Genomic DNA, 24,758 nt, shown 5'->3' on the forward strand with positions numbered 1-24,758 from the left:
CTAGAGGCTGAACTGAGTGTCGCCCATGGTCTTGAAGGTGAGCATCATGAGGACGGACCAGCCGCTCTCTGCGTCGCGGTCGGAAGTGTAGTCCTTGCTTCCGGTGAAGCGCAGCCGGAAACATTCGTCTTCGTAGATCGCCGACGAGGAGAGGGCGCGCGGTCCGGCGTCGCCGGTGAGGCTGTGGCTGGTGGAGACGCCGAACGACCAGTCCCGGGTGAGGTACGCCATGGCGGAGAAGGCGACCTGCTCCACATCCTCGGTGAGGTTGTCGTACTGCTGCACCAGGCGGCGGTCGTTGATGTAGCTCATGGAGAGCCGCAAGGCTTCGCCGCCGCCGCCGACGGTGATGTCGTTGCCGACCACATCGAAGTCGCTCTGGTTCAGGCGGAAGCGGTAGTTGGCGAAGAAGTTGTTGCCGTACTGGTAGCGCAGGCGGCCGACGTAGTCGGACAGGCCCTCGCGGATACCCGAGGTGGTTTCGTCGAACACCGCATCGCGGTATGCCCGCCAGGTCTGGCCGAGGAAGGCCGAAAAGACGTTCGAGGTGCCGGTCATGTAGGTGTTCCAGTTCACCCCGTAGGATGCCCTGGGTCCGGTCTCGATGCGGTCGCGGCCGATGAAGTGGTTGGCGGAGAGCACCTGGGTGTCGTCGAAGTCGAGGTCGCGGCTGTCCTCGTTGGGGATGGTGGTGGGGTTGCCGCCGCGCGGCGAGATCGATCCCACCACCACCGGCTCGATCACCTGGGTGGTGTATTCGCCCGCGCTGGCGAACGGCCAGCTCCAGCGCAGCGACGCCTCGGGGACGATGCGGCCGGCAGTGCCGGTGAACGTGCTGCCGTCCGTCTTCAGATAGTCGTCCACCTCGTAGACGTCGGTGCGCAGCGCGGTGGTGAGGGTGTAGTGCTCGCCCGAGGGCGCGACGTAGGGCAGCGTCCAGATGGCGTCGCCGGAGATGCGGTAGCTGTCGGTGCCGGAGGTGCGGGTGAGCGCCGCGGTGGAGAGTTGGGTGGTCCAGTAGCCGCCCTTGACGCCGGGCTCGCCGGTGTGGCTCCAGCTTGCGCGCGGCAGGGCGAAGGGGTTCTTCACCGGGTCGGTGAGGGCGCGCAACTCGCGGAAGGCCACGGCCTCGATGCGGGCGTAGTCGTCGCCTGCGAATCCTTCCAGGGTGGCGCGGCTGGTCAGGAAGGAGCCGTCCTCGAGGCGCGGGGCGTTCTTGCCGGTCATGTAGTCGGTGCGGTTGTCCAGCTTGTAGCGCCTGAGGTAGGTGTCCGACGAGACGGCGCGCAGGTCGGTGGTGGAGCGCCAGGTGTCGTTGATGTCCCATTCGCTGCGCAGGCGGAGGTGGCCGCGGTCGCCGTCGCGCTCCGGCCTCTGATGCAGGACGCCGTAGTCGTCGGTGTAGCTGTAGCCCGGGGTCTCGCCGCCGATGCGGCCGCTGGCGTCGAGGATGAAGCTGCCGTCGGCGAGGTTCTGGCGGTATTCCGCGATCATCACCGAGGGCATGTCCGAGGTCAGCATCGGCGTCAGGGTGACGTCGGAATTCTCCGAGGTCACCCAGTAGTAGGGGGTGCGGACGAAGGTGCCGAGGGTGGAGGAGTTGCCGTAGCTCGGGTAGAGCAGGCCGCTGCGCCGCTTCACCGTCGGGTCGGCGTGGGAGAGATAGGGGGTGTAGGCGACGGGGTAGCCGAACATGTCGATCCAGGCGTCGTGGTAGACCACCTCGTGCGTGCCTTCGTCGTGGATCACCTCGGCGGCCTTGATCTGCCAGAGCGGGTCCTTCTTGCCGGCGCAGACGTCGCAGGGGCTGTAGACCCCGTGGTCCAGCTCGTTGACCTGCTGCCCGGCCTTGCCCACCGAGCGCTTCGCGCCGCGCGCCTTGGTGCGCGACAGGTCGCTCGCGACCATCAGGAGGTCGCGCATCGCGCCCGCCTTCATCTTGTCGGTGAGCTGCATGAAGTCGGCGAAGATCACGTCGCCCTGGGGGGTGATCAGCGAGACGTTGCCGGTGGCGGTGACGATGTCCTGGCCGACGTTGTAGCTCACCGTGTCGGCATAGAGGACGTAGCCCGCCTGCTCGATCTCCACGTCGCCGCGCGCGGTGACGATGTTCAGCGTCTTGTCGTGGGTGACCTCGTCGGCGGCAAGCGCCACCGGCGCCTCGGTGTCGGGCCCCCGGTCGTTGCGGGGCGCGGCGGTCTGCGCCTGCTCCTGCGCCTCTCCGGGCTGCCCTTGCGTTTCCGCGGGCGGCTGCGGCGGCGCGGCCGGGTCGATCAGCGCGGTGGGGCCGAGGGGGCCTTCCGCATAGGCCGAGGCGAACGTCGGGTCCGCGGCGAACGCCGGGGAGGCGGACAGGAGGAGCACCGGCAGGGCCGCCAATCGGCTGGAAAAGTTCACGATCCCGTCACCCCGGTTGAAAGGCCCGCTTCGCGGGCGCGCCGGTGCACAGGGTACAAAAGGTAGGCGGGAATAACAATCAGCAGAAGCGTCAAGAACGGCAGCAGCGGCAGGAACAGCAGCGACCGCCCGGCGAGGTTGTTGATGCCGAGCGCCGCGGCCTGGAAAATCACCATCACGCCGACGGTGGCGGCGATGCGCAGGCCCTGGCCGCGGCGGTTGAACATGCCGCCGAGCAACCCGGCGAGCGCCAGGAGGGCGAAGCCCACCGCCTGCAGCGGCAACAGCAGGCGCTGCACCCCTTCGACGCGGAAGCGGCGGATGTCCATGGGCTTGAGGGGAATTCCGCCCTTGCCGGAGTCCGCCGTGGTTTCGGTGAACAGCTCGGTCAGGGTGCGCTCGCGCGCGTCGCGGAAGCGCACCTCGTCGGAGGGGTGGGAATCGCCGAACTCGGCGGTGTAGGAGTCGAAATAGAGGATGGTGAAGGCGTGCGTCGCCGGGTCGTATTCCTGGCGGTTGCCGTTGATCAGGTGGATGCGCGGCACCGCCGAGCCGGAGACCAGGGCGCCCTTTTCCGCCATCACCGTGATCGCCTTGCCGGGCATGCTGGAGTCCGAGATCAGCACGTTGGTGAGCACGTTGTCGGCGTCGCGGTCGCTGACGAAGACCACGATGCCGTCGCCGATGTCGGTGAACTCGCCCTCCTTCAGCACCAGATGGGTGACGTCCTGGCGGATCGTCCACTGCATCTCGCGGAAGGTCTTCACCGAGGCGGGCGCGATCCACAGAGAGAGCGCGCAAGACAGCGCCATCGCCAGCGCGGCGAGGACGAGCGCGGGCTTGGAGAGGTCCCACTGGCTCATCCCGGTGGCGCGCATCACCACCAGTTCGCGGTCGGAGGCGAGCTTGTTGTAGACGAACAGCACCACGGTGAACACCGCGATCGGCAGCACCACCATGAGGAAGCCGGGCAGCAGCAGCGAGGTGAGCTTGAGGAAGAGGACGACCGACAGGCCCTTGTTGACGATCAGGTCGATGAAGCGCAGCGACTGGCTGAGCCACAGCAGCACGGACATGCCGACGGTGACCAGCACCATGCCGATCGTCAGCTGCTTCAGGATATAGCGTGTTATGCCCCGCATCATGGCGGCGGAGTATAGAGGCAGCGCCGCGACATTAGAACCGGAATTCTCCGGAAGGGGGCGGGGTTTCGGCTTTCCCGGCGGTTTGCGCGCGGCCGTGGCGGTGGCTGCGGTAGAGCGCGTCGAAACGCTTGCGGAAGGCGGCCTCGGCGGCGGCGCACGGCCAGGGTTCGAGAACCACGCCGGCGAGCGGCGCGGCCTTGATGCGCAGAAGGCCCTTCACCTCCTCGGCGGTGAACCCGGCGAGCTGCACCGCCTCGGTGGCCCCGGCGACGAGGTCGGCCTGCTTGATCTGCGCCTTGATGCCGCGCGGCAGCCGCGCGGGCAGTCCGAAGGCGAGGTGCACCGCCTCCTGCAGGCGGGTTTCGATCTCGCGGAAGACGTCGCCGACCGCGGCCTTCAAGGGGGTGATCAGGTCGTGGGTGACGTATTCCGGCGCATCGTGGAGAAGCGCGGCGAGCAGCACCCAGGAGGGACTCTCCGGCCGCGCGCGCGCCAGGATATCGACGACGAAGAGCGCGTGCTGCGCCACCGACCAGGCGTGGTCGCCGTTGGTCTGGCCGTTCCAGCGGGCGTTGCGCGACAGCCCGAGCGCGATGTCGGCGATGTCGATGTCCAAGGGCGAGGGGTCGATCAGGTTGAGGCTGCGCCCGGAGAGCATGCGCTGCCAGGTGCGCGGCGCCTGTTCGTCCAGGGCGCGGCGCGCCGATGCGGTCAGAAGCGGGGCGCGCGGTTCGGTCATTGGCACAACGCCAGGATGTCCTGGTTGCTCTTCGAGGGGTAGGGCGTGCCGTCCACCGCCTGCACCGCCTTCACCACGCCGGGGCCGGCGGCGGCGGACGCGGCGGCGAGCAGGCGTTCGCCGAGGCCGGTGGTGTCCATGTGGCCGCCCTTCCCCGGAATGTCCTCGCGGAAGAGTTCGAAGAGGAAGGCCTCGGTGAGGTAGGGCAGCTTGTGGCACATCGCGATCATGCCGCCGTCCTCCGAGGTGAGGACCAGGGTCAGCGGGCGATAGGCGGGAATGCCCGGCCGCCGCGGCTTCAGCCCGGCCACCGGCACCCACATCGGCGCAAGCTGCAACTCGCGCTCGCCGGGGCCGAAGGCGGTCTTGGCGGCGCCGCCGCCCTCGGCGGCGGCGGCGGGCGCGGCGAGCGCGACCGCGCAGGCGAGGGCGAGCGGCAGGCGGAAGGCAAACGGCATCTTGGGGCGTCCGAGGTTGTGCATGGGGGTCATGATCGCGGCTTTCCGGCGGCGGATCAACCGCTCTCCGCGCCGCCGCGGCGCGCCGCGAAAAAGTCCTTGAGCAGGGCGGCGCAAGCGGCCTCGCGCACCCCGCCCACCACTTCGGGCGCGTGGTGGATGGTGGGCTGCGAGAACAGCCGCGGCCCGTGGTCCACGGCGCCGCCCTTGGGGTCGAAGGCGCCGAAATAGAGCCTGCGGATGCGTGCGAAGGCGATCGCCGCGGCGCACATCGCGCAGGGTTCCAGGGTGACGTAGAGGTCGCACTCCGGCAGGCGCGGCGCGCCGGTGGCGGCGGCCGCGGCGCGCAGGGCGAGAATCTCGGCGTGGGCCGTGGGGTCGGCGTCGGCCTCGGTGCGGTTGGCGGCGGCGGCGAGCACGCGGCCGGTGGCGGCCTCCACCACCAGCGCGCCGACCGGCACCTCGCCCGCGGCGGCGGCGGCGCGGGCCAGCGCGAGGGCCCGGTCCATGTAGTCCGCTGCGGCGGGAATCGGCGTTGACTCGGTCGTATGCATGCGGTCACAGTGCGGCAAGCGAGGCCGCGCGGTCAAGACGGCGAACAGGCGCGCGCTTAGGGAAATACTAACCAACCGATGCTTAATCTGATTCCCATGAACAGGGCACGACGACAGGGTGCCTTCGCCGCGGCGTTGCTCGCGGCGTTGGCCGCAGGCGTTCCGGCCTCGGCGATGGGCAACGCCTTCGCCGCGGCCGACCTCGCCTTCGTCACCCCCGACGGCGACGTGGATGTGGGCGGCACCCTGGTGGAGGCGCGGGTGCTGTCCGCGATCCGCGCCGCCAGCCGCAGCAGCGGCGTCGCCTTTCCCTACCTGCTCGCCAAGGCCTACCGCGAAAGCGGTTTCGATTCCTTCGCCGATGCGCCGTCCTCCAGCGCCGCGGGGATCTTTCAGTTCACCCGCCAGACCTGGCTCGATCTGTTCGCGCGCCACGGCGCGGCCTATGGCCAGGGCGAGCTTGCGGCGCTGATCGTCCGCTCGCCCAGGGGCGGGCTTTCGGTGCCCGCCGGCGATGCCGGGCGGCTGATCCTCAACCTGCGCCACGACCCGGAGCTTGCCGCGCACCTCGCCGCCGAATACACCCGCGAGAACCGCGGGACCCTGCGCCGCGCGCTGAGGCGCAAGGTGACGCCGGAGGAACTCTACATCGCCCACTTCCTCGGCGCGCAGGGCGCGGTGCAGCTTCTGCGCGCCGCGGCCAGGACGCCGGAAGCGGCGGCGGCGGATGTCTTCCCCGATGCGGCGGCGAGCAATCCCGGCCTGTTCTACCCGCGCCCCGGCCGCGCCGCGGCGTCGGTGGGCGCGCTGCACCGCCGCCTGTCGCAGGCTTTTACGCGCGAACTGGCGCGCTTCGCCTCCCTGACGCCCGAGGTGGTGCGCGCCGCCGCGCCCGCCCGCGCCCTGTCGCCGCTCTCCATTCCGCGCAAGCCGGACCCGAAGGGCCATGCCCCGGTGGCGGTGCGCCGCGCCGAACCCTCGGCGGAGGATATCCGCGCCGCGCTCGCCCATGCCGTGCTGCCGGGCGGCGGCCTCGTCCTGCCGTGGGTGGATGCCGGGCTTGCGGGCGCGGAACCGGCCAAGGCGCCGCCCCTCGGCGCGCCCGCGCGCGCCGCGGCGTTGCGCGATGCGATGGCCGCCCGCGCCGACGCCTCCGCCGACTATGCGGGCGCGCCGGTCCTCGTCCCCTGGGGGTGGAGCGGCGGTCCGGACCTGCCCGCCGCCGCGCCGCTGCCCGCGGCGAGCGCCGCCGCAGCCGCCGCGGCGCTGGAGATCGCCTATACCCAGGTGCCCGCCGACCGCGCCGCGGGCAGCCTGCGCCCGCAGACGGCCGCGCCGCGCTTCGCCGCCGAAATGCCCGCGCCGCCCGTGCGGACGCGTTTTTCCGCCGCCCTGCCGCCGCGTTCCGCCGGTGCGGTGGCGGGCGGCCCGATGCCCGGCCACGGCAATGCGCCGGAACTGGCGGAAGCGCCCGCGCCGCGCCGCGGCGGCGTCTGAACGGAGGCCCCGATGACCGATACCCCGGAGAAGGGCGAGCGCATCGCCAAGGTGATGGCGCGCGCGGGCGTGTGCTCCCGCCGCGAGGCGGAGACGCGCATCGCCGCGGGGCGGGTGGCGCTCAACGGCCGCCGCGTCGAGACCCCGGCGACCCTGGTCTCCCCCGGCGACGTGGTGACGGTGGACGGCGCGCCCCTGCCGGAGAAGACGCCGCCGCGGATGTGGCGCTACCACAAGCCGATCGGCCTGGTCACCACCCACAAGGACCCGGAGGGCCGCCCCACGGTGTTCGACAACCTGCCCGCGGGCCTGCCGCGGGTGATCTCGGTGGGCCGCCTCGACCTCAATTCCGAGGGGCTTTTGCTGCTCACCAACGACGGCGGACTGGCGCGCAAGCTGGAACTCCCCGCCAACGCGTGGTCGCGGCGCTACCGCGTGCGGGTGCACGGCGCGCCGCGCGCCGAGGACCTGGAGCGCCTCGCCGCGGGCATCGCCGTGGACGGCGTGCGCTATGGCCCGGTGCAGGCGACGCTGGAACGCCAACAGGGGGCCAACGCCTGGCTGGAGGTCACCCTCACCGAGGGCAAGAACCGCGAGATCCGCCGCCTGATGGAGGCGATCGGGCTGACCGTCAACCGCCTCATCCGGGTGCACTACGGCCCCTTCACCCTGGGCGACCTGCCGCCCGGCGGCGCGGCGGAAATTCCGCCCAAGGTGCTGCGCGAGACCCTGGGCGGCGCGGTGCGCGCGCAGTTGCCCTCCGCCGCCGAGGCGGGCCGCGAACGCCGCCGCCGCGAGCGCGACGGCGCGCCGCCGCCGCCCGGCAAAAAGGCCGAGACCCCCGCCGCCGAGGCGCGGCCCGGCGCGCGCAAGCGGCGCTTGCCCAGGCCGCACCGCTTCGACCCCGAGGGCGACGAACGCGGCAAACGCGGCAAGGGGCCGCGCAAGCCATGAGAATCGTCGGCGGCAAGTACCGTGGCCGCCTCCTCGCCGCCCCGGCGGGGGAGGACGTGCGCCCCACCTCCGACCGCGCGCGGGAATCGGTGTTCAACATCCTGCTGCACCGCTACCCGCCGCACGACTTCTCGCTCACCGGCGCGCGGGTGCTCGACCTCTGCGCCGGGACCGGCGCGCTGGGGCTGGAGGCGCTGTCCCGCGGCGCGGCGCACGTCACCTTCGTCGAGCGCGCCCCCGCCGCGCTCGCCGCGCTCGCCGCCAACATCAGGGGCATGAAGGCGCAGGCGGAAACCGCGGTGCTCGCCGCCGACGCCACCCACCTGCCGCGCGCCGACGTGCCGTGCGGCCTGGTCTTCCTCGATCCGCCCTACGCCCTCGGCATCGCCGCCGCCGCGCTTTCCTCCGCCGCCGCGGCGGGCTGGCTGCGCACCGGCGCTTTGGCGGTGGTGGAAACCGCCGCCGCCGACCGCCCCGCCTGGCCCGAGGGCTTCGCCGAGGACGATCACCGCATCTACGGCAAGGCCGCCGTCGCCTTCCTCCGCTACCGCGCGGAGTGACGCCGCCATGACCGCCGCCTTCCCGGAGATCGTTCTGCTGCGCCACGGCGAGACCCAATGGAACCGCGTCGCGCGCTACCAGGGACAGCAGGATTCGCCGCTGACCCTGACCGGAGTGGGGCAGATCCGCGCCATCGCCCAGTCCCTGCGGCCGCGCCTGCGCGATCTCTCCCTCTGCCGGGTGTGGTCCAGCCCGCTGCCCCGGACGCGGCAGTCCGTCTCGATTCTCTGCGAGGAACTCGGCCTGCCGTACGAGGCGGTGCGCTTCGACGAGCGGCTGATGGAGCGCGCCTACGGGCGCTGGGAGGGCCTGACCAGCGCCGAGGTCGGCGTGCGCTATCGCGAGGACAAGGAAATGGAGGCGGCCGACCGCTGGAGCTTCGCCATTCCCGGCGGCGGCGAGAGCTTCGCCGCGGTGGCGGAGCGGCTGCGGGACTGGCTGCACGGCCTGACGGCAGACCGGACGGCGATCGTCATGGCGCACGGCGGCTGCGGGCGGGTGCTGCGGGGCATCTGCACCGGCGCGGAGCCGCAGGCGGTGTTCGCCTACGACGACCCGCAATCCACCGCGATCCTCCTGGCGGACGGCGGCGCGACGCCGCTGCCCGCCGAGCCCGGCCTCCTCGCGCGCTACGGCTGCCGCGACGCCGGGCGGCGCGTGCGGATCTGAGGCGATCTGCCCGGAATTCAGGAAACCGGATTCGCCGCCAGGTGCCGGAACAGGCTTGCCGCCGGCGGCGTCAATTCCTCTTCGCTGCGGGCGCAGACCGACAGCCGCCGTGTCGCCCACGCGTCGGCAAGGCGGATCACGGCAATCCGCGCCGATCTCCGGCAGCGGCGGGCGGCGGCTTCCGGGACGATGCCGATGCCCGCGCCGTTGCCCGCGGCCCGGCAAATGCCGTCGAAGGTGCGCAGCTTCACGCGGAATTTGAGACGGGCGCCGGTCATCGCCGCCCGCGCGTCGATATGGTCCTGCAGCGCGCCTGCGGCGAGGCCGATGAAATGCCGGTCGAGCAGGTCGGCGAAGCGCACCCGCGCCATCGCGGCCAGGTCGTGGCCGTGCGCGGCCACCACGACCAGCCGGTCGACCGCGAACGGCCGCAGCGTCAGTCCTTCGGTTCCGGCCGTCTCGAAGAGGACGCCGATGTCGGCAAGACCGGCCGCGATGCTCCGGGCGATCTCGCCGCTCTGACGTTCCTTCAGGTCGAGGTCGGTCTGCGGATTCTCGGCCATCCAGAGGGACAGGCGGTCGGGAAGGAATTCGGTCATCGCCGCGGTGTTCGCCAGGACGCGAACGGTGGCGCGCACGCCCTTTGCGTATTCCCCCAGTTCGCCGCGCATCCGCGTCATCTGTTGAAGGATGGCGCGGGCATGATGCGCCAGCGTCTCCCCGGCTTCGGTCGGCGTCACGCCCCGCCGCCCGCGTTCCAGCAGCACGACCCGGCCGACCGTCTCCATATCGCGCAGCCGTTCGCTCGCCGCCGCCAGGGAAAGTCCGGCCTCCGCCGCGCCGTGGGTGATGCTGCCGGCATCCACCACGGCGAGGAACAGGCGAAGATCGGTCAGGTCGAAGCGCATGCGGTCAGGATACCGCCGAATCTGCCTTCGGTCCAGACGAAGGCAGATGACGGATCATCCGCATTGTCGGCGCACCCGGCTTCCGTATCGTGAGGGGCGTCCGGATTTTGCCGCCGCCATCGCAGGGAGGGACCCGCCGCATGTTCGAGGAGCCACCGTTTCCGTTCGCCGCCATCGCCGCGACCTTTTTCGCGGCGGGCATCGTCAAGGGCGTGACCGGCATGGGGTTGCCGACGATGGCGATGGGCATTCTCGGCGCGTTGATCTCCCCCCTGGCCGCCGCGAGCCTGCTGCTGGTTCCATCCTTCGTCACCAATGTCTGGCAGCTTCTCGCCGGGCCTGGTTTTTCCCCGCTTCTGCGCAGACTCGGACCGATGATGCTTGCGGTCGTCGCGGGCACGCTGGCGGGGTCCTCCTGGCTTGCCGGGGGCGATGCCCGCTTCACCACGGCGGCGCTCGGCTGCGCGCTCGTCGTCTATGCGGGCTATACGCTTCTCGCCCGCCAGCTCCGCATCCCGGCGCGTTGGGAGCGGTGGCTCTCCCCCGCCGTCGGCGCGGCGACGGGGCTGGTCGCCGGCGGGACCGGCGTATTCGTGATTCCGGCGGTCCCCTACCTTCAGGCCCTCGGACTCGAAAAGGACGAACTGATCCAGGCGTTGGGGCTCTCCTTCACCGTCTCCACCATCGCCCTGGCCGCCGGACTCGGCGCGCACGGCAGCCTTCGGCTCGACAATCTGGCGCTTTCCGCGTTTGCGGTTCTTCCCGCGCTCGGCGGCATGTGGGCGGGTCAGGTTCTCCGCGGCAGAATCGGACCAGTGGCGTTCCGCCGCGGATTCCTCGCCTGCCTTCTGGCGCTGGGTGCGGAGATGGCGCTGCGTCAGGTGTTCTGACCGGCGATTCCGCGTGTATGTTCCGTCTTCGCCTGCCGCCATGCCGCGCACGGCGCATCGGCCCGGTCGGTGCGGTCGGCCTTCTTTGCAGAGGATGCAGCCATGCCGACAACTGCGATTTTTCCATCCCGATACGTTCGGGGCGCCGGCGCCATCGACACCCTGGGAGAAGAGACCGCACGCCTGGGCCGGCACGCCCTGGTCCTGTTGGGCAAGGTCGTCGTCAAGACGCTGAAGGCGCGGGCCTCCGAGGTGATGGCGGGCCATGTCGACGCCGTCACCGAGGTCTTTTCCGGCGAATGCTGCGATGACGAGATTGCCCGGCTGGCCGAGGCCGCCTGCGCATCGGGCGAGACCATTCACAACGAGCCGCACGAGGTGAACGCCAAGACGGTGTTCTGGTCGCTGAAGATGGCCGACGTCCCGCGCGGACTCATGGCATCGGCAGCGGGTGGCTGGCCTCGAAGGCGCACATGTAGTCGCGGGTTTCCGGCACCGCGGTCTTGGAGCGGGAAAGCTGTAACTGGAAGACCACCATGTTCTCGTGGCGGAACGACATCTCCGAGCCGACGAGGTAGAACTCCCACATCCGGCAGAAGCGCTCGTCGAGCATCGCGGCGATCTCGGCGCGGTGCCGTTGGAAGCGGTCCTGCCAGTGCTTGAGGGTCTCGGCGTAGTGCAGGCGCAGCACTTCGAGGTCGCACAGCACCAGGCGTTCGCGTTCCACCGCCGCCATCACCTCGGAGAGCGCGGGAATGTAGCCGCCGGGGAAGATGTACTTGCGGATCCAGGCGTTGGTGTCGCCCGGCGGCTCGCTGCGGCCGATGGTGTGCAGCAGCGCCACGCCGTCGTCGGCGAGGTGCTCGCGCACGGCGCGGAAGAAGGTGCGGTAGAAGCGCACCCCGACGTGCTCGAACATGCCGACCGAGACGATGCGGTCGTAGCGGCCCTTGAGCTGGCGGTAGTCCACGAGTTCGAAGCGGACGCGGTCCGACAGTCCGGCGGCCTCGGCGCGCTGCCGCGCGATGGCGAGCTGGTGCTCGGACAGCGTGATGCCGGTGACGTCGGCGCCGTAGTCCTTCGCCAGCGTCAGCGCCATGCCGCCCCAGCCGCAGCCGATGTCGAGCACGCGCTGCCCCGGCTGGAGCAGAAGCTTCGCGGCGATGTGGCGTTTCTTCGCCGCCTGGGCCTGCTCCAGGGTTTCGTTGCCGGTGGGGTAGTAGGCGCAGGAATACTGCCGGTCGGCATCGAGGAAGGCGTCGTAGAGCTCGGGCGGCAGGTCGTAGTGGTGGGCGACGTTGGCCTTGGAGCGCTTCACCGGGTTGTTCTGGTGCGCCCGCCGCACCAGGCGGGCGAGCACTCCGGAGAGGCGCACGCGGGGCGAGTCCTGCAGCCGTTCGAAGTTGATTATGAACAGCGCCACGAGGTCGCGCAGCGTGCCTTCCTCGAGGGTGATGGCGCCGTCCATGAATCCCTCGCCGAAGGCGAGCGCCGGGTGCCAGGGCAGGCGGCGGACGACCCGCGGGTCGGAAAAGCGCAGATGCACAGGGGCCGGACGGTCGGCGGCGGGCAGGGCGGCGATGGGGCCGCCCGCGATGTGAAAGGACGAACCGTCGGGTCTGGTCACCGTCAGGTCGCCCAACCGGATCAAACGACGTAGGAACAGTTCAAACAACATACCGGCCTCCTTCGCACCGGAAAGCCCGAATACGGCGTTCGGTCCCCTCTTGCCCTTATCCCTTGTGATCAAGCATATGCGCCTTGCCGCGCCGGTATGCAAACCGTTCGTTGCATTTTTACCATGCGCAGGCCGCACCGTGGTGCGGCCCTCGATTTCCCGTGGACAGGCGGGCCGCATTGTGACAGCAGTATTGCATACGATCCGCCCATTTTTCTTCCGGAGGCCGCCGTGCGCCAGCCCGCCGCCGCCGGAGGCGCCGCCGTCGCGGTGCTTCTGGCTTTGAGCTTCTGTCACATGCTCAACGACATGATGCAGTCGTTGCTGGCCGCGATCTATCCGATGCTGAAGGCGGACTACGGCCTCGATTTCGGCCAGATCGGCCTTTTGACCCTCACCTTCCAGCTCACCGCGTCGCTGTTGCAGCCGTGGGTGGGCTTCTACACCGACCGCAAGCCGCAGCCGTTCTCCCTGGTGCTGGGCATGGGCTCCACCTTCGCCGGGCTGCTGCTGCTCGCCACCGCGTCGAGCTATGGCCTGCTGCTCGCCGGGGCGGCGGTGGTGGGCATCGGCTCCTCGGTCTTCCACCCCGAGTCGTCGCGCGTCGCGCGCATGGCGTCGGGCGGGCGCTTCGGCCTGGCGCAGTCGGTTTTCCAGTTGGGCGGCTATTCCGGCACCGCGCTCGGGCCGCTCTTGGCCGCGCTGATCGTGGTGCCCAACGGGCAAGGCTCGGTGGCGTGGTTCTGCGCCGCGGCGCTGATCGCCGCGGTGGTGCTGTGGCGGGTGGGCGACTGGTACCAGGTGGCGCGCGCCAACGCGGCGAAGAAGCCCGCGGCGGCGGTGGAAAGCCTGGTGCTGCCGAAGCGCAAGGTGCTGCTCACCCTCGGCCTGCTGGCGATGCTGGTGTTCTCCAAGAACGTCTACATGGCCAGCCTGAGCAGCTACTACACCTTCTACCTGATGGAGACGTTCCACGTTTCGGTGCGCGCCTCGCAGGTCTATCTCTTCGTCTTCCTCGGCGCGGTGGCGGTGGGCACCCTGATCGGCGGGCCGGTGGGCGACCGCTTCGGCCGCAAGATGGTGATCTGGTGCTCGATCCTCGGCGTGCTGCCGTTCACCCTGATGCTGCCCTACGCCAACCTGTTCTGGACGCCGATCCTCTCCGTGGTCATCGGCCTCATCCTCGCCTCGGCGTTTCCCGCGATCATCGTCTACGGGCAGGAGCTGGTGCCCGGCAGGGTGGGCACCGTCGCCGGTCTGTTCTTCGGCTTCTCCTTCGGCATGGGGGGGCTCGGCGCGGCGATTCTCGGCCAGGTGGCGGATGTCCACGGCATCCGCTTCGTCTATTACCTGTGTTCCTTCCTGCCCGCCATCGGCCTGTTGACGGTGTTTTTGCCGAACATCGAAAAGCCGAAGCTGGAGGCGCGGCGCAAGGCCCGCGCCGCCGCCACCGCGGGCGCGGAAGCGGGCGCGGAATAGGGGTCAGCGCCCGAACAGGCGCTCCACGTCGGCAAGTTTCAGCTCCACCCAGGTCGGGCGGCCGTGGTTGCACTGCCCGGCGCGCGGCGTCACTTCCATCCGGCGCAGCAGCGCGTTCATCTCCTCCACCGAGAGGCGGCGGCCCGCCCGCACCGAGCCGTGGCAGGCGATGGTGGCGAGCACGCGCTCCAGGCGGTCGGTGAGCGCGGTGGCGTCGTCCCATTCGAGAAGGCCGTCGGCAATGTCCTTGACCAGGGCGCGCACGTCCGCCGCCCCCAGCGCGGCGGGAATCTCGCGCACCACCAGGGCGGTCTCGCCGAAGGGCTCGACGACGAGGCCGAACGCCGCCAGTTCCGCGCCGCGCGCGGCGACGCGCTCCGCCTCCGCCGCGGTCATCTCCACCACCTCGGGCAGCAGCAGCACCTGGCGTTTCACCCCGGCGGCGGCGATCTCCGCCTTGATGCGCTCCAGCACGATGCGCTCGTGCGCCGCGTGCTGGTCCACGATCACCAGGCCGTCGGCGGTCTGGGCGACGATGTAGGTTTCGTGCAGTTGCGCCCGCGCCTGACCGAGGGGATAGTCCTGCGGCGGCTCCACCGGCGCGTCGCCGCTGCCGCGCACCGCGCCGCCGGGCGGCAGGGAAAGGCCGGGCAGCGCCTCGGCAAGCCCCGCCGGAGCCTGGAAGGAAATCGCCGCGTCGAGCGCGGCGCGCGGCCCGGCGGCGGGGCCGGGACGGCCGAAGCCGCTGCTTCCCCCCTGCGGGCGGAAGGCGGCGAGCGCGCGCTCCGCCGCATCGGCGGCGCGGAACCCGGCCCCGCCGATCGCCGCCTTCAGCCCCGAGACGATGAGGGACCGCACCAGCCCCGGCTCGCGGAAGCGCACCTCCGCCTTGGCGGGGTGGACGTTGACATCGACGAACTCCGGATCGACGGTGAGGAACAGCGCCACCACCGGGTGGCGGTCGTGCGCCAGCACGTCGCGGTAGGCGCCGCGCACCGCGCCGAGCAGCAGGCGGTCGCGCACCGGGCGGCCGTTGACGAAAAGGTACTGTTCCTGCGCCGTGCCCTTGTTGAAGGTGGGCAGCCCGGCATAGCCGGTGAGGCGCAGGCCCTCGCGGTCGATGTCCACCGCCACCGCGTTCTCGGCGAAGTCGCGGCCGAGGATGCGGCGCAGCCGGGCGAGGCGGGCGTCGAACAGGTCGCCCTTCTCCGGCGGCAGGGAGAGGCGCTCGCGCCCGTCGTCGGAGAAGGAAAACCCGATCTGCGGGTGCGCCATGGCGAGGCGCGTCACCGCGTCCAGCGCGTGGGCCGCCTCGGTGCGCGGCGCCTTGAGGAATTTCAGCCGCGCCGGCGTGGCGTAGAAGAGGTCGCGCACCTCGACGCGGGTGCCCGGCGGGTGCGCCGCGGGTTCGGCGCGGCCCTTCGCGCCGCCCTCCACCGTGAGCGTCCAGGCGGAGTCCGCCGCCGCGGTGCGCGAGGTGAGGGTGAGGCGGGAGACCGCGCCGATCGAAGGCAGCGCCTCGCCGCGGAAGCCGAAGTGGTCGATGTGGGTGAGGTCGCCGGTCGGCAGCTTGGAGGTGGCGTGGCGTTCCACCGCCAGCGCCAGTTCCTCCGCCGTCATGCCGCAGCCGTCGTCGGTGACCGCGATCAGGCTGCGCCCGCCGTCGCGGAGGATCACCGCGACGCGCGCGGCCTCGGCGTCGAGCGCGTTTTCGACCAGCTCCTTGACCGCGGCGGCGGGGCGCTCCACCACCTCGCCCGCGGCGATGCGGTCCACCAGATCGGGGGGGAGAAGGCGGATGTTCACCCTTCGCCGCCTCCGTCGCCGCTGTCGGCGTCGCCGCCCGGGCCGTCGTCGGCGTCGCCTTCCTCGTCGTCGCCTTCGTCGGCGTCGCCCGCGCCCTCGGGCGCGCGCAGAGCGCAGACGAGGCCGATCAGCGCGGCGGTGGAGCCGTCGTGCGGCCTCGGCTCGCCGCCCATCAACTCGGGGAGAATCGCCCCGGCCATCTGCTTGCCCAGTTCCACACCCCACTGGTCGAAGGCGTTGATCCCCCAGACCGCGCTCTGCACGAACACCTTGTGCTCATAGAGCGCGAGCAGCATGCCCAGGGTCTCCGGCGTCACCCGCGGCAGCAGGATGGTGGTGGAGGGCCGGTCGCCGGGGAAGGCGCGGTGCGGCGCCAGGCGCTCCGCCTCGGCGAGCGGCGTGCCCTTGGCCAGCATCTCCGCCTTCGCCTCCGCCGCGCTGCGGCCGCGCATCAGCGCCTCGGCCTGGGCGAGCGCGTTGGCGAGCAGCATCGGCTGGTGGTCGGCGATCTCGTAGTGGGAGTGGGCGACGACGATGAAGTCGCAGGCCACCGCCCGCGTGCCCTGGTGGAGAAGCTGGTAGAACGAGTGCTGGCCGTTGGTTCCCGGCTCGCCGAACAGCACCGGCGCGGTGGCCGCCGCCACCGGCGCGCCCGCCATCGTCACCCCCTTGCCGTTGCTCTCCATCTCCAACTGTTGCAGGTAGGCGGGCAGGCGGGCGAGCATCTGGTCGTAGGGCAGCACCGCGAGCGCCGGAATGCCGAGCGCGCTGTGGTTCCAGATTCCGGCGAGCGCGAGGACCACCGGCAGGTTCTCCAGGGGCGGCGCATCGCGGAAGTGCTCGTCCATGGTACGGGCCCCGGCCAGCAGAGCCTCGAATGCCTCGAAGCCGACGGCGATGGCGATGGAGAGCCCCACCGCCGACCACAGGGAATAGCGGCCGCCCACCCAATCCCAGAAGCCGAACATGTTGGCGGTGTCGATGCCGAAGGCGGAAACCGCCGCCGCATTGGTGGACACCGCGACGAAGTGCTGCGCCACCGCCGCCTCGCCGAGATGGCCGGTCAGCCAGCCGCGCGCCGTGGTGGCGTTGCGCAGGGTCTCCTGGGTGGTGAAGGTCTTGGAGGTGACGATGAAAAGCGTCGTCTCCGGGTCCAACCCGCGCAGGGTGCGCGCGATGTGGGCGGCATCGACGTTGGAGACGAAGTGGGCGCGCAAATCGTCGCGGCCGAACGCGGCGAGCGCGCCGCATACCATCGCCGGGCCGAGGTCGGAGCCGCCGATGCCGATGTTGACCACGTCGGTCACCGCCTTGCCGGTGGCGCCGCGCCAGTCGCCCGCGCGCACCGCGGCGGAGAAATCGGCGATGCGGTCCAGAACCTCACGCACCTCGGGCGGCGCATCCGCCCCGGCGCGCAACGCGACGTGGAAGGCGGCGCGCTTCTCCGTGGCGTTGATCGCCTCTCCGGCGAACATCGCGGCAACCTGCTCCGCCAGGCCGCACTCGGCGGCGAGCGCGGCGAGCAGGTCCAGGGTCTCGGCGGTGAGCGCGTTCTTCGACAGGTCGAGGAGGAACGGCCCGCGCGCCGTATCGAGCGAGAGCGACAGGTCGGCGAAGCGCCCGGGATCGTCGGCGAACATCTCGGCGATGCGGCGGCCGGAGAGCGCGGCGCGGTGACGGGCGAGCGCCCGCCAGGCCGGAGTGCCGGGCAGGGCGGGCAACGAAGCGGGAAAGGACATGGCGGCACCTCGACCACGAAGGCGGGACGGAAGAAACCGGTTTATGGAGCGAGTCTAACAGACCCCACCCCCCGCCGTCACCCGGAGGCGTGCGGGGAAGAACCGTTATCGCTCCGATGTCGTTTCATATTAAGATTCCAGCTTGGTGTGGTTTACGGCATGATCCGGACGGTGAATATATTGCGTATGCTGGTCGCCTCATACACAATAGGTGGGTTTGAAGTGGAGTGCACATGGCCTACAAGTTGATCGATCTGTTCGCCGGTGCCGGCGGGCTCAGCCTCGGATTCACCGACCGTCGATTCGGCGGCGGGTTTCGGAGTGTGCTGGCGATGGACCTCGATCCGGCGGCCGTGAAGACTTACTGCGCGAATTTCGGCGATCACGGCGTATGCGCGGATATCGAGGAGTGGCTGGCTTCCGACCGTCCTATTCCGAAGGCGGACGTCGTCATCGGCGGTCCACCCTGCCAAGGGTTTTCTCTGCTGAATAAGCGGAGACAGGGAGACGCACGCCGTCAACTCTGGCAGCCGTATATGGACTTCGTGGAACGTGCCGAAGCGCAGGCATTCGTCATCGAAAACGTCGCCGAACTGCGATCCTCGCCGGAGTATGAGGAGATAGTTCGCCGCGCGAAGGACATGGGCTTCGAAGTCGTTTCCGGAGTGTTGCTGGCGGCCGATTACGGAGCACCCCAGACTCGTCGGCGAGCGGTCATTATCGGATACCGGGCCGATGCCCGGTCGGTGCCCCAATTCCCACCGTCTCAAACGCATGCCGCACCGCAACTCGGTTCGAAGTTGCCGTCATGGCGAACCGTGCGCGAGGCCATTGCAGACCTTCCCGTGCCTATCGGTACGGAAATCCGCGACCTTCCCGGCCCCCTCGACCTTCACTTCGGCCGGACGCCTACGGCGGTGAGTTTGCGTCGGTATCGAGCCGTGCCTCCGGGAGGCAATCGCTTCGATCTCCAGCGAAATGCACCCGAGATCACGCCGCCGTGTTGGATTAAGAAGACATCCGGCGGTACGGACCTCTTCGGCCGTCTGTGGTGGGATCGCCCCTCGGTTACGATCCGGACCGAGTTCTTCAAGCCGGAAAAAGGGCGCTATCTCCATCCGGAGCAACACCGCCCGATCACCCATCGAGAAGCGGCCCGATTGATGGGGTTCCCCGACGATTTCGAGTTTGTGGGGAGCAAGGTCGAAGTGGCTCGGCAGATCGGCAATGCGGTGCCGCCGCCCCTCGCCGGTGCCGTTGCGCTGACCGTCAAAGCGTTTCTTGATGCGACGAAAAAGCGACACGCCGCATGATGGGGCCGCTATTCCGATAGAGAGGTTATGTCCAACGATTCTCCGCCGTGCACCATGTCGTGATGCAGGTTGCACAGCGTTACGAGGTTGTCGCCGTCATTCGATCCGCCGGCGGCATGGTGCCGGATGTGGTGGACTTCGAGGTAGCGCGGGTCTTTATCGTAGTCCGCTTGAGACCAGCCGCACCCGGCCCACCGGCATCGATGACCGTCTCTTTGCAGCACCTCGCGGCGGACGATTTCCTTGATATGGCGATCATGAGCAGGGCCTTGCACATCTCGCACAAGTACGTATACCCCGACGGGCAGCGACGGATCGCCGTTGAAGCAGGTGACGATGGGCCACCCTTCTTCGGTTCGTAGTTCACGTGTCCGCCTTGCCCATTCGGATCGGTTCCCCGCGACGTATCGCAACTCTTCGCTGGTAATTCGCTGTCCGACGTTTTTTCGGAAATACTCAAGGAGCTTGTCTTGAACGGCGCCTTTCTTTTTCCGAATCCCGTTCGCTATATGCCAGCGATACGCGGCATCGCGGTCCGGAGCATCCTGCTGAAGGAGATATTGATCCGGTTTCATCTCCGGCGGAATATCTTCGGGAACCGGCCCCGCTTCGTCGGGGTCGCGGTCCCTAAGTTGCTTAACGGTTGCCCCGCTGAGGATGGGCCAACCTTCCTGCACCCTGAGTTCGCGTATACGACGTGCGTACTCACTGATTCCTGCGACGACCATCAACTCGTCACCATCGACGATCTGCCCGGCAAACCGACGAAGGTAAGCCAGGATGCGTTGACGCGCGGAATGCGTGGTATCGTCCTGAAGGAGAGAGCAGCCCAGATCGCGGAGGGTGTGATTGACGGGGATGAGGGCACGAACCTGCTCGCGAAGCCCGTCACTTTTCAGATGATCTTCAAATCTGCTGAGAAGACCGATCAGTTTCCGACGCAACGCTTCCGGATCGCGGGTCTTCGAACGTCTGGCCATTGAGGCTCTCCCCCAGTGCGGATCGTAACCTGTTCTCCAACATCGATTCATCCCGCATCTCACACGTCCAGACAACCAAAACCCGTATGCCGACTTGTTCCAAGGAAGCGACGGTCTTTCGGTCGCGTTCTTTGTTGGCGGAAATCTTGGCGGCCCAGAACTCGGTTCGTGTGGCGGGAATCGTCGCCCGTTTGCATCCTTCATGCCCATGCCAGAAGCAGCCGTTGACGAAAATCGCCGTACGGTGTTTGGGAAGATAGACGTCGGGGCGACCGGGAAGATCGGGCCGATGGAGGCGGAACCGGAATCCGAGCCGGTGCAACATGCGTCTGACGATGAGCTCGGGCTTGGTGTTTTTGCCCTTCACCGCACGCATGATCGCATGACGTTTGTCGGCGGGAAAGCGGTCCATCCGTAAATCGCCCTAGGTTGACTTCACGCTCCGGCTCGTCGCGGTTTTTTCGCTCCCGGCCAGCGCGGCGACGTGGTCGGCCAGCGCGAGGCAGGCGGTGAGGCCGGGGCTTTCGATGCCGAGCAGGTGGATCACCCCGGGGATGCCGTGGGTTTCCGGCCCGGCGACGAGAAAGTCGGCGGTGGGTTCGCCGGGGCCGAAGATCTTCGGGCGGATGCCGCAGGTGTCGGGGGCCAGCGCGCCGTCGGGCAGGCCCGGCCAATAGCGGCGGATCGAGGCATAGAACGCTTCGCCGCGCGCCGGGTCCACGGTGTAGGTCTCCTCGTCGATCCACTCCACGTCGGGGCCGAAGCGGCCGCGCCCGGCGAGGTCGAGCGTCAGGTGCACGCCCAGGCCGCCCGGCTCCGGCAGCGGATAGATCAGCCGCGAGAACGGCGCCCGGCCCGCGAGCGAGAAGTAGTTGCCCTTGGCCATGTGACGGCGCGGGCAGGGACGCTTGGCGTTCTTCCCCCAGGCCCCGGCGGCGAGCGGCACGGAGCCCAGGCCCGCGCAATTGACCGCGAGGTTCGCCCGTGCGGCGAAGGCGTCCGCGCCCGCGCCGCAGTGCAGCACCGCGCCGCCGCCGTCGGGCACGATGGCGGAGACCGGGGTCATCACCGCCAGCGCCGCGCCCGCCGCCTCGGCGTCGGCGAGCAGCGAGAGCATCAGGCCGTGGCTGTCGATGATGCCGGTGCCGGGGGAGAAGAGCGCCGCGGCGCAGCAAAGCGCCGGTTCCATCCGCCGCGCCCCGGCGGCGGAGACGAGGCGCAAATCCTCCGCGCCGTTGGCCGCGGCCTGCGCCGCGATGCCGGGCAGGCGTTCCGCCTGCGCCGCGTCGGCGGCCACCAGCAGCTTGCCGCAGCGTTTGTGCGCGATGCCGCGTTCGGCGCAATAGGCGTAGAGGCGCTTCCGCCCCGGCGCGCACACCGCGGCGCGCAACGAATCCGTGGGGTAGTAGAGTCCGGCGTGCAGCACCTCGGAATTGCGGGAACTCACCCCGGCGCCGAAGCTCTCCGCCCGTTCCAGGATCACCACCTCGCGCCCCGCCCGGGCGAAGGCGCGGGCGACCGCCAGCCCCACCACCCCCGCGCCGATCACCGCGACGTCCAGTTGTTCCACGATGCGCTCCCCCTATGCCGGGATGCGGCGGAAATCCCCTTCCGTCGCGAGGCCGGTTTCCTTGTCCCAGTCGAACAGCAGGATCGCCGGGTCCGCGCCGCTGTAGGTGAGGCGGCGCGCGCCGCCGGTAATCACCGCGCTTTCCGCACGGGTCATGTCCATGCGGTGGCGGCCGGTCTGGTTGCACACGAACACCGGCAGCCCGGTCTCCGCCGAGGCGCGCTCCCAGGCGCCGTTCGGGCCCATCGGCCCGGGCGGCCAGGCGGCGGCCAGGGTCAGCACCTCGGCCCCCGCCGCGGCCATCGCCGCCGGGTTCTCGGCGTACCACATGTCGGCGCACACCAGCGCGCCGACGGAAACGCCGTTGCAGGCGATCGGCCGCCGCGCCGCGCCGGGGCGCGCCCACGCCTCGGTTTGGCCGTGCACCACCAGCTTGCGGTGGCGGCCGAGCACCGCGCCCTCGGGGCCGAGGACGACGCAACTGTTGTGGGCGAGGCCGGTCGCCGCGTCCCGCTCCGCGCAGCCGAGGAAGAGGGTGAGCTGCCGCGCCTGCGCCAGTTCGGAAAGCGGCGCGATCTCCGGCCCCGGCATCGCGGGGATGATCGGGGCCGGGTCGGCGTCGGTGAAGAAGTAGCCCTGCAACGCCACCTCGGGGGTGAGAATCCAGTCCGCCCCGGCGTCGGCGGCGCGCGACGCGGCCTCGACGATCAGGCCGAGATTGCGGGAGACCGACCCCACCGCGAGGTCGAGGTGCAAAAGCGCGATCCTCATTGTGCGTCCAGATGCATCTTGGCGGTTTCCCCGGCGACGGCGAAGGTGAGCTTATCCGGCGTCAGCCACTTGGCGGCGACGCGGGCGACGTCCGCCGGGGTGATCGCGGCGATCTCCGCGGCGCGGCGGTCCAGCTCGTCCGGCGGCAGGCGGTAATAGAGCAGCGCGGTGAGGGTGCCCGCGATCGCCGGGCTGGAGTTCAGCCGCAACGGCAGGGACCCGGCGAGGAAGCTCTTCGCCTTCTCCACCTCTTCCGCGGTCGCGCCATGGGCGCGCATCTTCTCCCACTCGGCGCGGATGATCGAGATGCTCTCGCCGATCTTCGCGGTCTGGGTGCCGACGCTGCCCGCCACCAGCGGCGCATCCGCCAAGGGCAGGGAACCCGCGTCCACACCGTAGGCGAGGCCGCGCTTCTCGCGCACCTCGGCGGTGAGGCGGGAGGAGAACCCGCCGTCGCCGAGCACGTACATCATCACCTGGAAGGGCAGCCAGTCCGGATCGGCCCGGCCCGGCCCTGCTTGCGCGAAGATCGCCACCGCCTGCGGCACCGGCATCTCCACGGTCAGCGTCTTGCCGGAAAGCGCGGGCGCGGTCTCCGCCACCGGCGGCAGCGGCGAGGTTGCGGGCAGGCCGCCGAACGTGGCGTCGAGCAGCGGCGCAAGCTCGGCGGCGGAGATGTCGCCGACCACGCCGACGATCAGGCGGTCGCGGGTGAAGCGGCTGCGCGCGAAGGCGTGCAGGTCCGCCGCGCCGACCGCGGAGATCCCTTCCACCGTGCCCGCGGTGGGGCGGCCGTAGGGATGCTGCGGGAAGAGCGCGGCGAACAGCGCCTGGGAGGCGCGGCTGCCCGGGTTCTCCTGCTGGCGGCGCAGCCGGGTGAGAAAGGCGGCGCGCATGCGTTCCAGCGGTTCGGCGTCGAAGCGCGGGCGGGTCAGCGCGTCGCGCAGCAGCGCGAACGCCTCCGCCCGGTGCGCCGAGAGGGTGAGCATCTCGCCGGAGAAACTGTCCCGCGCCGCGGAGAAGCTCATCGAAACGTTGAGCGCATCGAGGCGGTCCTGGAAGGCCCGGGAGTCCATCTCCGCCGCGCCTTCGTCCAGCATGCCGGAGGCGACCGTGGCGAGGCCCGCCTTGTCCGCCGGGTCGGCGGCCGCGCCGCCGCCGCGGAAGAGCAGCGAAACCGCGACCAGCGGGTTGGCGTGGTCCTCCACCAGCCAGGCGGTGACGCCGCCGGGGGAGGCGACCACCTGCACCGGCGCGGCCAGCGCGGGCAGCGGCGCGATCAGCAGCAGAAGGGCGAGGAGGATGCGTTTCATCGCTGCGCCTCCGGAGTGAGGATGCCCTGGGCATAGGGGCCGGTGAGCGCGCGGGCGGCGGCCTGCACGTCGGCGGGGGAGAGCGCCGCCGCGTCCTCGGCGAAATTCTCGACGGTGGAAATGGAGCAGCCCACCGCCAGAGCCTCGGCCAGGGCCTGCGGCGCGGCGAAGAGGTCGTCGCGGGCGAAGACGCGCGCCGCCAGCATGCGCTCCCGCGCGCGGGCCAGTTCCTCCGCGGTCACGCCGTGCTCGGCGATGGCGGAAATCTCCGTGGCCACCGCGGCGTCGATGGTCTCCACGCTCACCCCCTGCGCGGGGGTGGCCGCCACCGAGAAGCTGCCCGGTCCCAGCGCCATGCCGCGGTAGTAGGCGGAGACGCCGACGGCGAGCTTGTCCGCCAGCACCAGCTTGCGGTAGAGGCGGCTGGTGGCGCCGCCGCCGAGGATGTCGGAAAGCGTCTCGAACGCCGCGCCGGTCCTGGCGTCGGCGGTGGCGCACGACGGCGCGATCTGGGTGCGGCGCCACGCCGCCTGGCGCACCAGGGGCGAGGAGAAGGCGATGCGGATGTCGGCGGGCGGCGCTTCCGGCGTGGGGCGCACGCGCTTTGGCGTGCCGGCGCGCGGAATCGCCCCGAAGGTCTTTTCCGCCAGTTCCTTCACCCAGGCGGGGGTGACGTCGCCCGCCACCAGCAGGATGGCGTTGTCGGGCGCGTACCAGCGCTTATGGAAGGCGAGCGCGTCGGCGCGCGTCAGCCCCCGGATCTCCGAATCGAAGCCGCCGATCGGGCGCGCGTAGGGGTGGTTCATCCACAGGGCCATGGACAACCGCTCGGAGAGCATGGCGGAGGGTTCGTTCTCCACCCGCTGGCGGCGCTCCTCGCGCACCACCTCGCGCTCGCTTTCGAAGTCCGCCTCGGCGAGCTTCAGGTGCGCCATGCGGTCGGCCTCCAGGCGCATCACCAGGGGCAGGTGCTGCGCCGCGATGCGCTGGTAGTAGGCGGTGAAGTCGCGGCTGGTCATCGCGTTGTCGATGCCGCCCCTGGCCGCGACGATCTTGGAGAATTCCCCGGCGGGCACCTTGGGGGTGCCCTTGAACATCAGGTGTTCGAGCAGATGCGCAAGGCCGGTCTTGCCCGGCGGCTCGTCGGCGGCGCCGGTCTTGTACCACACCATGTGCGAGACGATGGGCGCGCGGTGGTTTTCCACCACCACCACGGTGAGGCCGTTCGCCAGGGTGAAGACGGCGGGGTCGAACACCTTGGCAAGCGCGGCGCGCGGCAGAACCGCCGCGAAAAGCGCGGCGCAGATGAACGGACGAAGCGGCATGCGGAGCGGCAT

21 protein-coding genes and 1 pseudogene are annotated in these 24,758 nt (G+C 70.3%); 7 read left to right on the forward strand and 15 right to left on the reverse strand.

Annotated elements, in window-relative coordinates:
* From O7R11_RS02415 to O7R11_RS02435, 5 genes are read right to left on the reverse strand one after another with little or no spacing between them, the layout of a single operon-like run.
* A complete protein-coding gene (locus tag O7R11_RS02415; RefSeq protein ID WP_337995890.1) occupies nt 1-2,397 on the reverse strand; it encodes an LPS-assembly protein LptD in 2,397 nt (798 codons plus the stop codon).
* Nucleotides 2,394-3,542, reverse strand: a complete 1,149-nt coding sequence (lptF, locus tag O7R11_RS02420; protein WP_337995891.1) for an LPS export ABC transporter permease LptF — start codon at nt 3,540-3,542, stop codon at nt 2,394-2,396. Before lptF ends, O7R11_RS02415 begins: the two co-directional genes overlap by 4 nt.
* A 31-nt stretch (nt 3,543-3,573) precedes the next feature.
* Complete coding sequence (locus O7R11_RS02425) at nt 3,574-4,281, reverse strand: YfbR-like 5'-deoxynucleotidase (protein ID WP_337995892.1); 708 nt, start codon at nt 4,279-4,281, stop codon at nt 3,574-3,576.
* Nucleotides 4,278-4,772, reverse strand: coding sequence for a hypothetical protein (locus O7R11_RS02430; RefSeq protein ID WP_337995893.1), 495 nt, complete (start codon nt 4,770-4,772; stop codon nt 4,278-4,280). Before O7R11_RS02430 ends, O7R11_RS02425 begins: the two co-directional genes overlap by 4 nt.
* 23 nt (nt 4,773-4,795) lie before the next feature.
* Nucleotides 4,796-5,248, reverse strand: coding sequence for a nucleoside deaminase (locus O7R11_RS02435; RefSeq protein ID WP_337995894.1), 453 nt, complete (start codon nt 5,246-5,248; stop codon nt 4,796-4,798).
* A 123-nt stretch (nt 5,249-5,371) separates the two neighbouring features.
* On the opposite strand from O7R11_RS02435, the gene O7R11_RS02440 reads away from it, so the two are divergent.
* From O7R11_RS02440 to O7R11_RS02455, 4 genes are read left to right on the forward strand one after another with little or no spacing between them, the layout of a single operon-like run.
* Nucleotides 5,372-6,790, forward strand: coding sequence for a hypothetical protein (locus tag O7R11_RS02440; protein ID WP_337995895.1), 1,419 nt, complete (start codon nt 5,372-5,374; stop codon nt 6,788-6,790).
* A gap of 12 nt (nt 6,791-6,802) precedes the next feature.
* A complete protein-coding gene (locus O7R11_RS02445; protein WP_337995896.1) occupies nt 6,803-7,744 on the forward strand; it encodes a pseudouridine synthase in 942 nt (313 codons plus the stop codon).
* Nucleotides 7,741-8,304 carry a 16S rRNA (guanine(966)-N(2))-methyltransferase RsmD gene (rsmD, locus tag O7R11_RS02450; protein WP_337995897.1) on the forward strand — a complete coding sequence of 188 codons (564 nt, stop codon included), beginning with the start codon at nt 7,741-7,743 and terminating at the stop codon, nt 8,302-8,304. The genes O7R11_RS02445 and rsmD overlap by 4 nt, the downstream gene beginning before the upstream one ends.
* A gap of 7 nt (nt 8,305-8,311) precedes the next feature.
* Nucleotides 8,312-8,974 carry a histidine phosphatase family protein gene (locus O7R11_RS02455; protein ID WP_337995898.1) on the forward strand — a complete coding sequence of 221 codons (663 nt, stop codon included), beginning with the start codon at nt 8,312-8,314 and terminating at the stop codon, nt 8,972-8,974.
* Nucleotides 8,975-8,991: 17 nt separating this feature from the next.
* Here the strand turns inward: O7R11_RS02455 and O7R11_RS02460 are convergent, their stop codons facing one another.
* Nucleotides 8,992-9,882 (reverse strand): LysR family transcriptional regulator, encoded by an 891-nt coding sequence (locus O7R11_RS02460; RefSeq protein ID WP_337995899.1) that lies wholly within the window; start codon nt 9,880-9,882, stop codon nt 8,992-8,994.
* Between the two features lie 140 nt (nt 9,883-10,022).
* Between O7R11_RS02460 and O7R11_RS02465 the strand changes: the two genes are divergently transcribed.
* On the forward strand, nt 10,023-10,772 hold the full coding sequence (locus O7R11_RS02465; RefSeq protein WP_337995900.1) for a sulfite exporter TauE/SafE family protein: 750 nt from the start codon (nt 10,023-10,025) through the stop codon (nt 10,770-10,772).
* A 433-nt stretch (nt 10,773-11,205) separates the two neighbouring features.
* Here the strand turns inward: O7R11_RS02465 and O7R11_RS02470 are convergent, their stop codons facing one another.
* A complete protein-coding gene (locus O7R11_RS02470) occupies nt 11,206-12,450 on the reverse strand; it encodes a class I SAM-dependent methyltransferase (RefSeq protein ID WP_337995901.1) in 1,245 nt (414 codons plus the stop codon).
* Nucleotides 12,451-12,681: 231 nt separating this feature from the next.
* On the opposite strand from O7R11_RS02470, the gene O7R11_RS02475 reads away from it, so the two are divergent.
* The gene (locus O7R11_RS02475) at nt 12,682-13,929 is read left to right on the forward strand and encodes an MFS transporter (RefSeq protein WP_337995902.1); all 1,248 of its coding nucleotides are present in this window, start codon (nt 12,682-12,684) and stop codon (nt 13,927-13,929) included.
* Between the two features lie 3 nt (nt 13,930-13,932).
* Here the strand turns inward: O7R11_RS02475 and mutL are convergent, their stop codons facing one another.
* The gene (gene mutL, locus O7R11_RS02480; protein ID WP_337995903.1) at nt 13,933-15,735 is read right to left on the reverse strand and encodes a DNA mismatch repair endonuclease MutL; all 1,803 of its coding nucleotides are present in this window, start codon (nt 15,733-15,735) and stop codon (nt 13,933-13,935) included.
* Nucleotides 15,736-15,833: 98 nt separating this feature from the next.
* A pseudogene (pgi, locus tag O7R11_RS02485) lies at nt 15,834-17,456 on the reverse strand (glucose-6-phosphate isomerase); the annotation flags it as partial.
* Between the two features lie 251 nt (nt 17,457-17,707).
* Between pgi and O7R11_RS02490 the strand changes: the two are divergent.
* Nucleotides 17,708-18,787, forward strand: coding sequence for a DNA cytosine methyltransferase (locus tag O7R11_RS02490; RefSeq protein WP_337995904.1), 1,080 nt, complete (start codon nt 17,708-17,710; stop codon nt 18,785-18,787).
* Nucleotides 18,788-18,795: 8 nt separating this feature from the next.
* Here O7R11_RS02490 and O7R11_RS02495 read toward each other — a convergent pair whose 3' ends face one another.
* From O7R11_RS02495 to O7R11_RS02520, 6 genes are read right to left on the reverse strand one after another with little or no spacing between them, the layout of a single operon-like run.
* On the reverse strand, nt 18,796-19,767 hold the full coding sequence (locus O7R11_RS02495) for an HNH endonuclease (protein ID WP_337995905.1): 972 nt from the start codon (nt 19,765-19,767) through the stop codon (nt 18,796-18,798).
* Nucleotides 19,694-20,179, reverse strand: coding sequence for a very short patch repair endonuclease (locus O7R11_RS02500; protein WP_337995906.1), 486 nt, complete (start codon nt 20,177-20,179; stop codon nt 19,694-19,696). The genes O7R11_RS02495 and O7R11_RS02500 overlap by 74 nt, the downstream gene beginning before the upstream one ends.
* A 12-nt stretch (nt 20,180-20,191) precedes the next feature.
* Nucleotides 20,192-21,337 carry an NAD(P)/FAD-dependent oxidoreductase gene (locus tag O7R11_RS02505; protein WP_337995907.1) on the reverse strand — a complete coding sequence of 382 codons (1,146 nt, stop codon included), beginning with the start codon at nt 21,335-21,337 and terminating at the stop codon, nt 20,192-20,194.
* Nucleotides 21,338-21,349: 12 nt separating this feature from the next.
* Nucleotides 21,350-22,108: a carbon-nitrogen hydrolase family protein gene (locus O7R11_RS02510; RefSeq protein WP_337995908.1), complete on the reverse strand. Its 759-nt coding sequence runs from the start codon at nt 22,106-22,108 to the stop codon at nt 21,350-21,352.
* Nucleotides 22,105-23,421, reverse strand: coding sequence for a M16 family metallopeptidase (locus tag O7R11_RS02515; RefSeq protein ID WP_337995909.1), 1,317 nt, complete (start codon nt 23,419-23,421; stop codon nt 22,105-22,107). The genes O7R11_RS02510 and O7R11_RS02515 overlap by 4 nt, the downstream gene beginning before the upstream one ends.
* Nucleotides 23,418-24,746, reverse strand: a complete 1,329-nt coding sequence (locus O7R11_RS02520) for a M16 family metallopeptidase (protein WP_337995910.1) — start codon at nt 24,744-24,746, stop codon at nt 23,418-23,420. Before O7R11_RS02520 ends, O7R11_RS02515 begins: the two co-directional genes overlap by 4 nt.
* Nucleotides 24,747-24,758: the final 12 nt, after the last annotated feature.

The sequence above is a fragment of the Oleispirillum naphthae genome (assembly GCA_027864655.1).
Classification (GTDB): Bacteria; Pseudomonadota; Alphaproteobacteria; order Rhodospirillales; family Rhodospirillaceae; genus Oleispirillum; species Oleispirillum naphthae.

Coding starts and splice junctions, on each gene's coding strand:
- lptF (WP_337995891.1), bottom strand. CDS start 3,542: ATGATGCGGGGCATAACACGCTATATCCTGAAGCAGCTGACGATCGGC.
- O7R11_RS02425 (WP_337995892.1), bottom strand. CDS start 4,281: ATGACCGAACCGCGCGCCCCGCTTCTGACCGCATCGGCGCGCCGCGCC.
- O7R11_RS02430 (WP_337995893.1), bottom strand. CDS start 4,772: ATGACCCCCATGCACAACCTCGGACGCCCCAAGATGCCGTTTGCCTTC.
- O7R11_RS02435 (WP_337995894.1), bottom strand. CDS start 5,248: ATGGACCGGGCCCTCGCGCTGGCCCGCGCCGCCGCCGCCGCGGGCGAG.
- O7R11_RS02440 (WP_337995895.1), top strand. CDS start 5,372: ATGCTTAATCTGATTCCCATGAACAGGGCACGACGACAGGGTGCCTTC.
- O7R11_RS02445 (WP_337995896.1), top strand. CDS start 6,803: ATGACCGATACCCCGGAGAAGGGCGAGCGCATCGCCAAGGTGATGGCG.
- rsmD (WP_337995897.1), top strand. CDS start 7,741: ATGAGAATCGTCGGCGGCAAGTACCGTGGCCGCCTCCTCGCCGCCCCG.
- O7R11_RS02455 (WP_337995898.1), top strand. CDS start 8,312: ATGACCGCCGCCTTCCCGGAGATCGTTCTGCTGCGCCACGGCGAGACC.
- O7R11_RS02460 (WP_337995899.1), bottom strand. CDS start 9,882: ATGCGCTTCGACCTGACCGATCTTCGCCTGTTCCTCGCCGTGGTGGAT.
- O7R11_RS02465 (WP_337995900.1), top strand. CDS start 10,023: ATGTTCGAGGAGCCACCGTTTCCGTTCGCCGCCATCGCCGCGACCTTT.
- O7R11_RS02470 (WP_337995901.1), bottom strand. CDS start 12,450: ATGTTGTTTGAACTGTTCCTACGTCGTTTGATCCGGTTGGGCGACCTG.
- O7R11_RS02490 (WP_337995904.1), top strand. CDS start 17,708: ATGGCCTACAAGTTGATCGATCTGTTCGCCGGTGCCGGCGGGCTCAGC.
- O7R11_RS02495 (WP_337995905.1), bottom strand. CDS start 19,767: ATGGCCAGACGTTCGAAGACCCGCGATCCGGAAGCGTTGCGTCGGAAA.
- O7R11_RS02500 (WP_337995906.1), bottom strand. CDS start 20,179: ATGGACCGCTTTCCCGCCGACAAACGTCATGCGATCATGCGTGCGGTG.
- O7R11_RS02510 (WP_337995908.1), bottom strand. CDS start 22,108: ATGAGGATCGCGCTTTTGCACCTCGACCTCGCGGTGGGGTCGGTCTCC.
- O7R11_RS02515 (WP_337995909.1), bottom strand. CDS start 23,421: ATGAAACGCATCCTCCTCGCCCTTCTGCTGCTGATCGCGCCGCTGCCC.
- O7R11_RS02520 (WP_337995910.1), bottom strand. CDS start 24,746: ATGCCGCTTCGTCCGTTCATCTGCGCCGCGCTTTTCGCGGCGGTTCTG.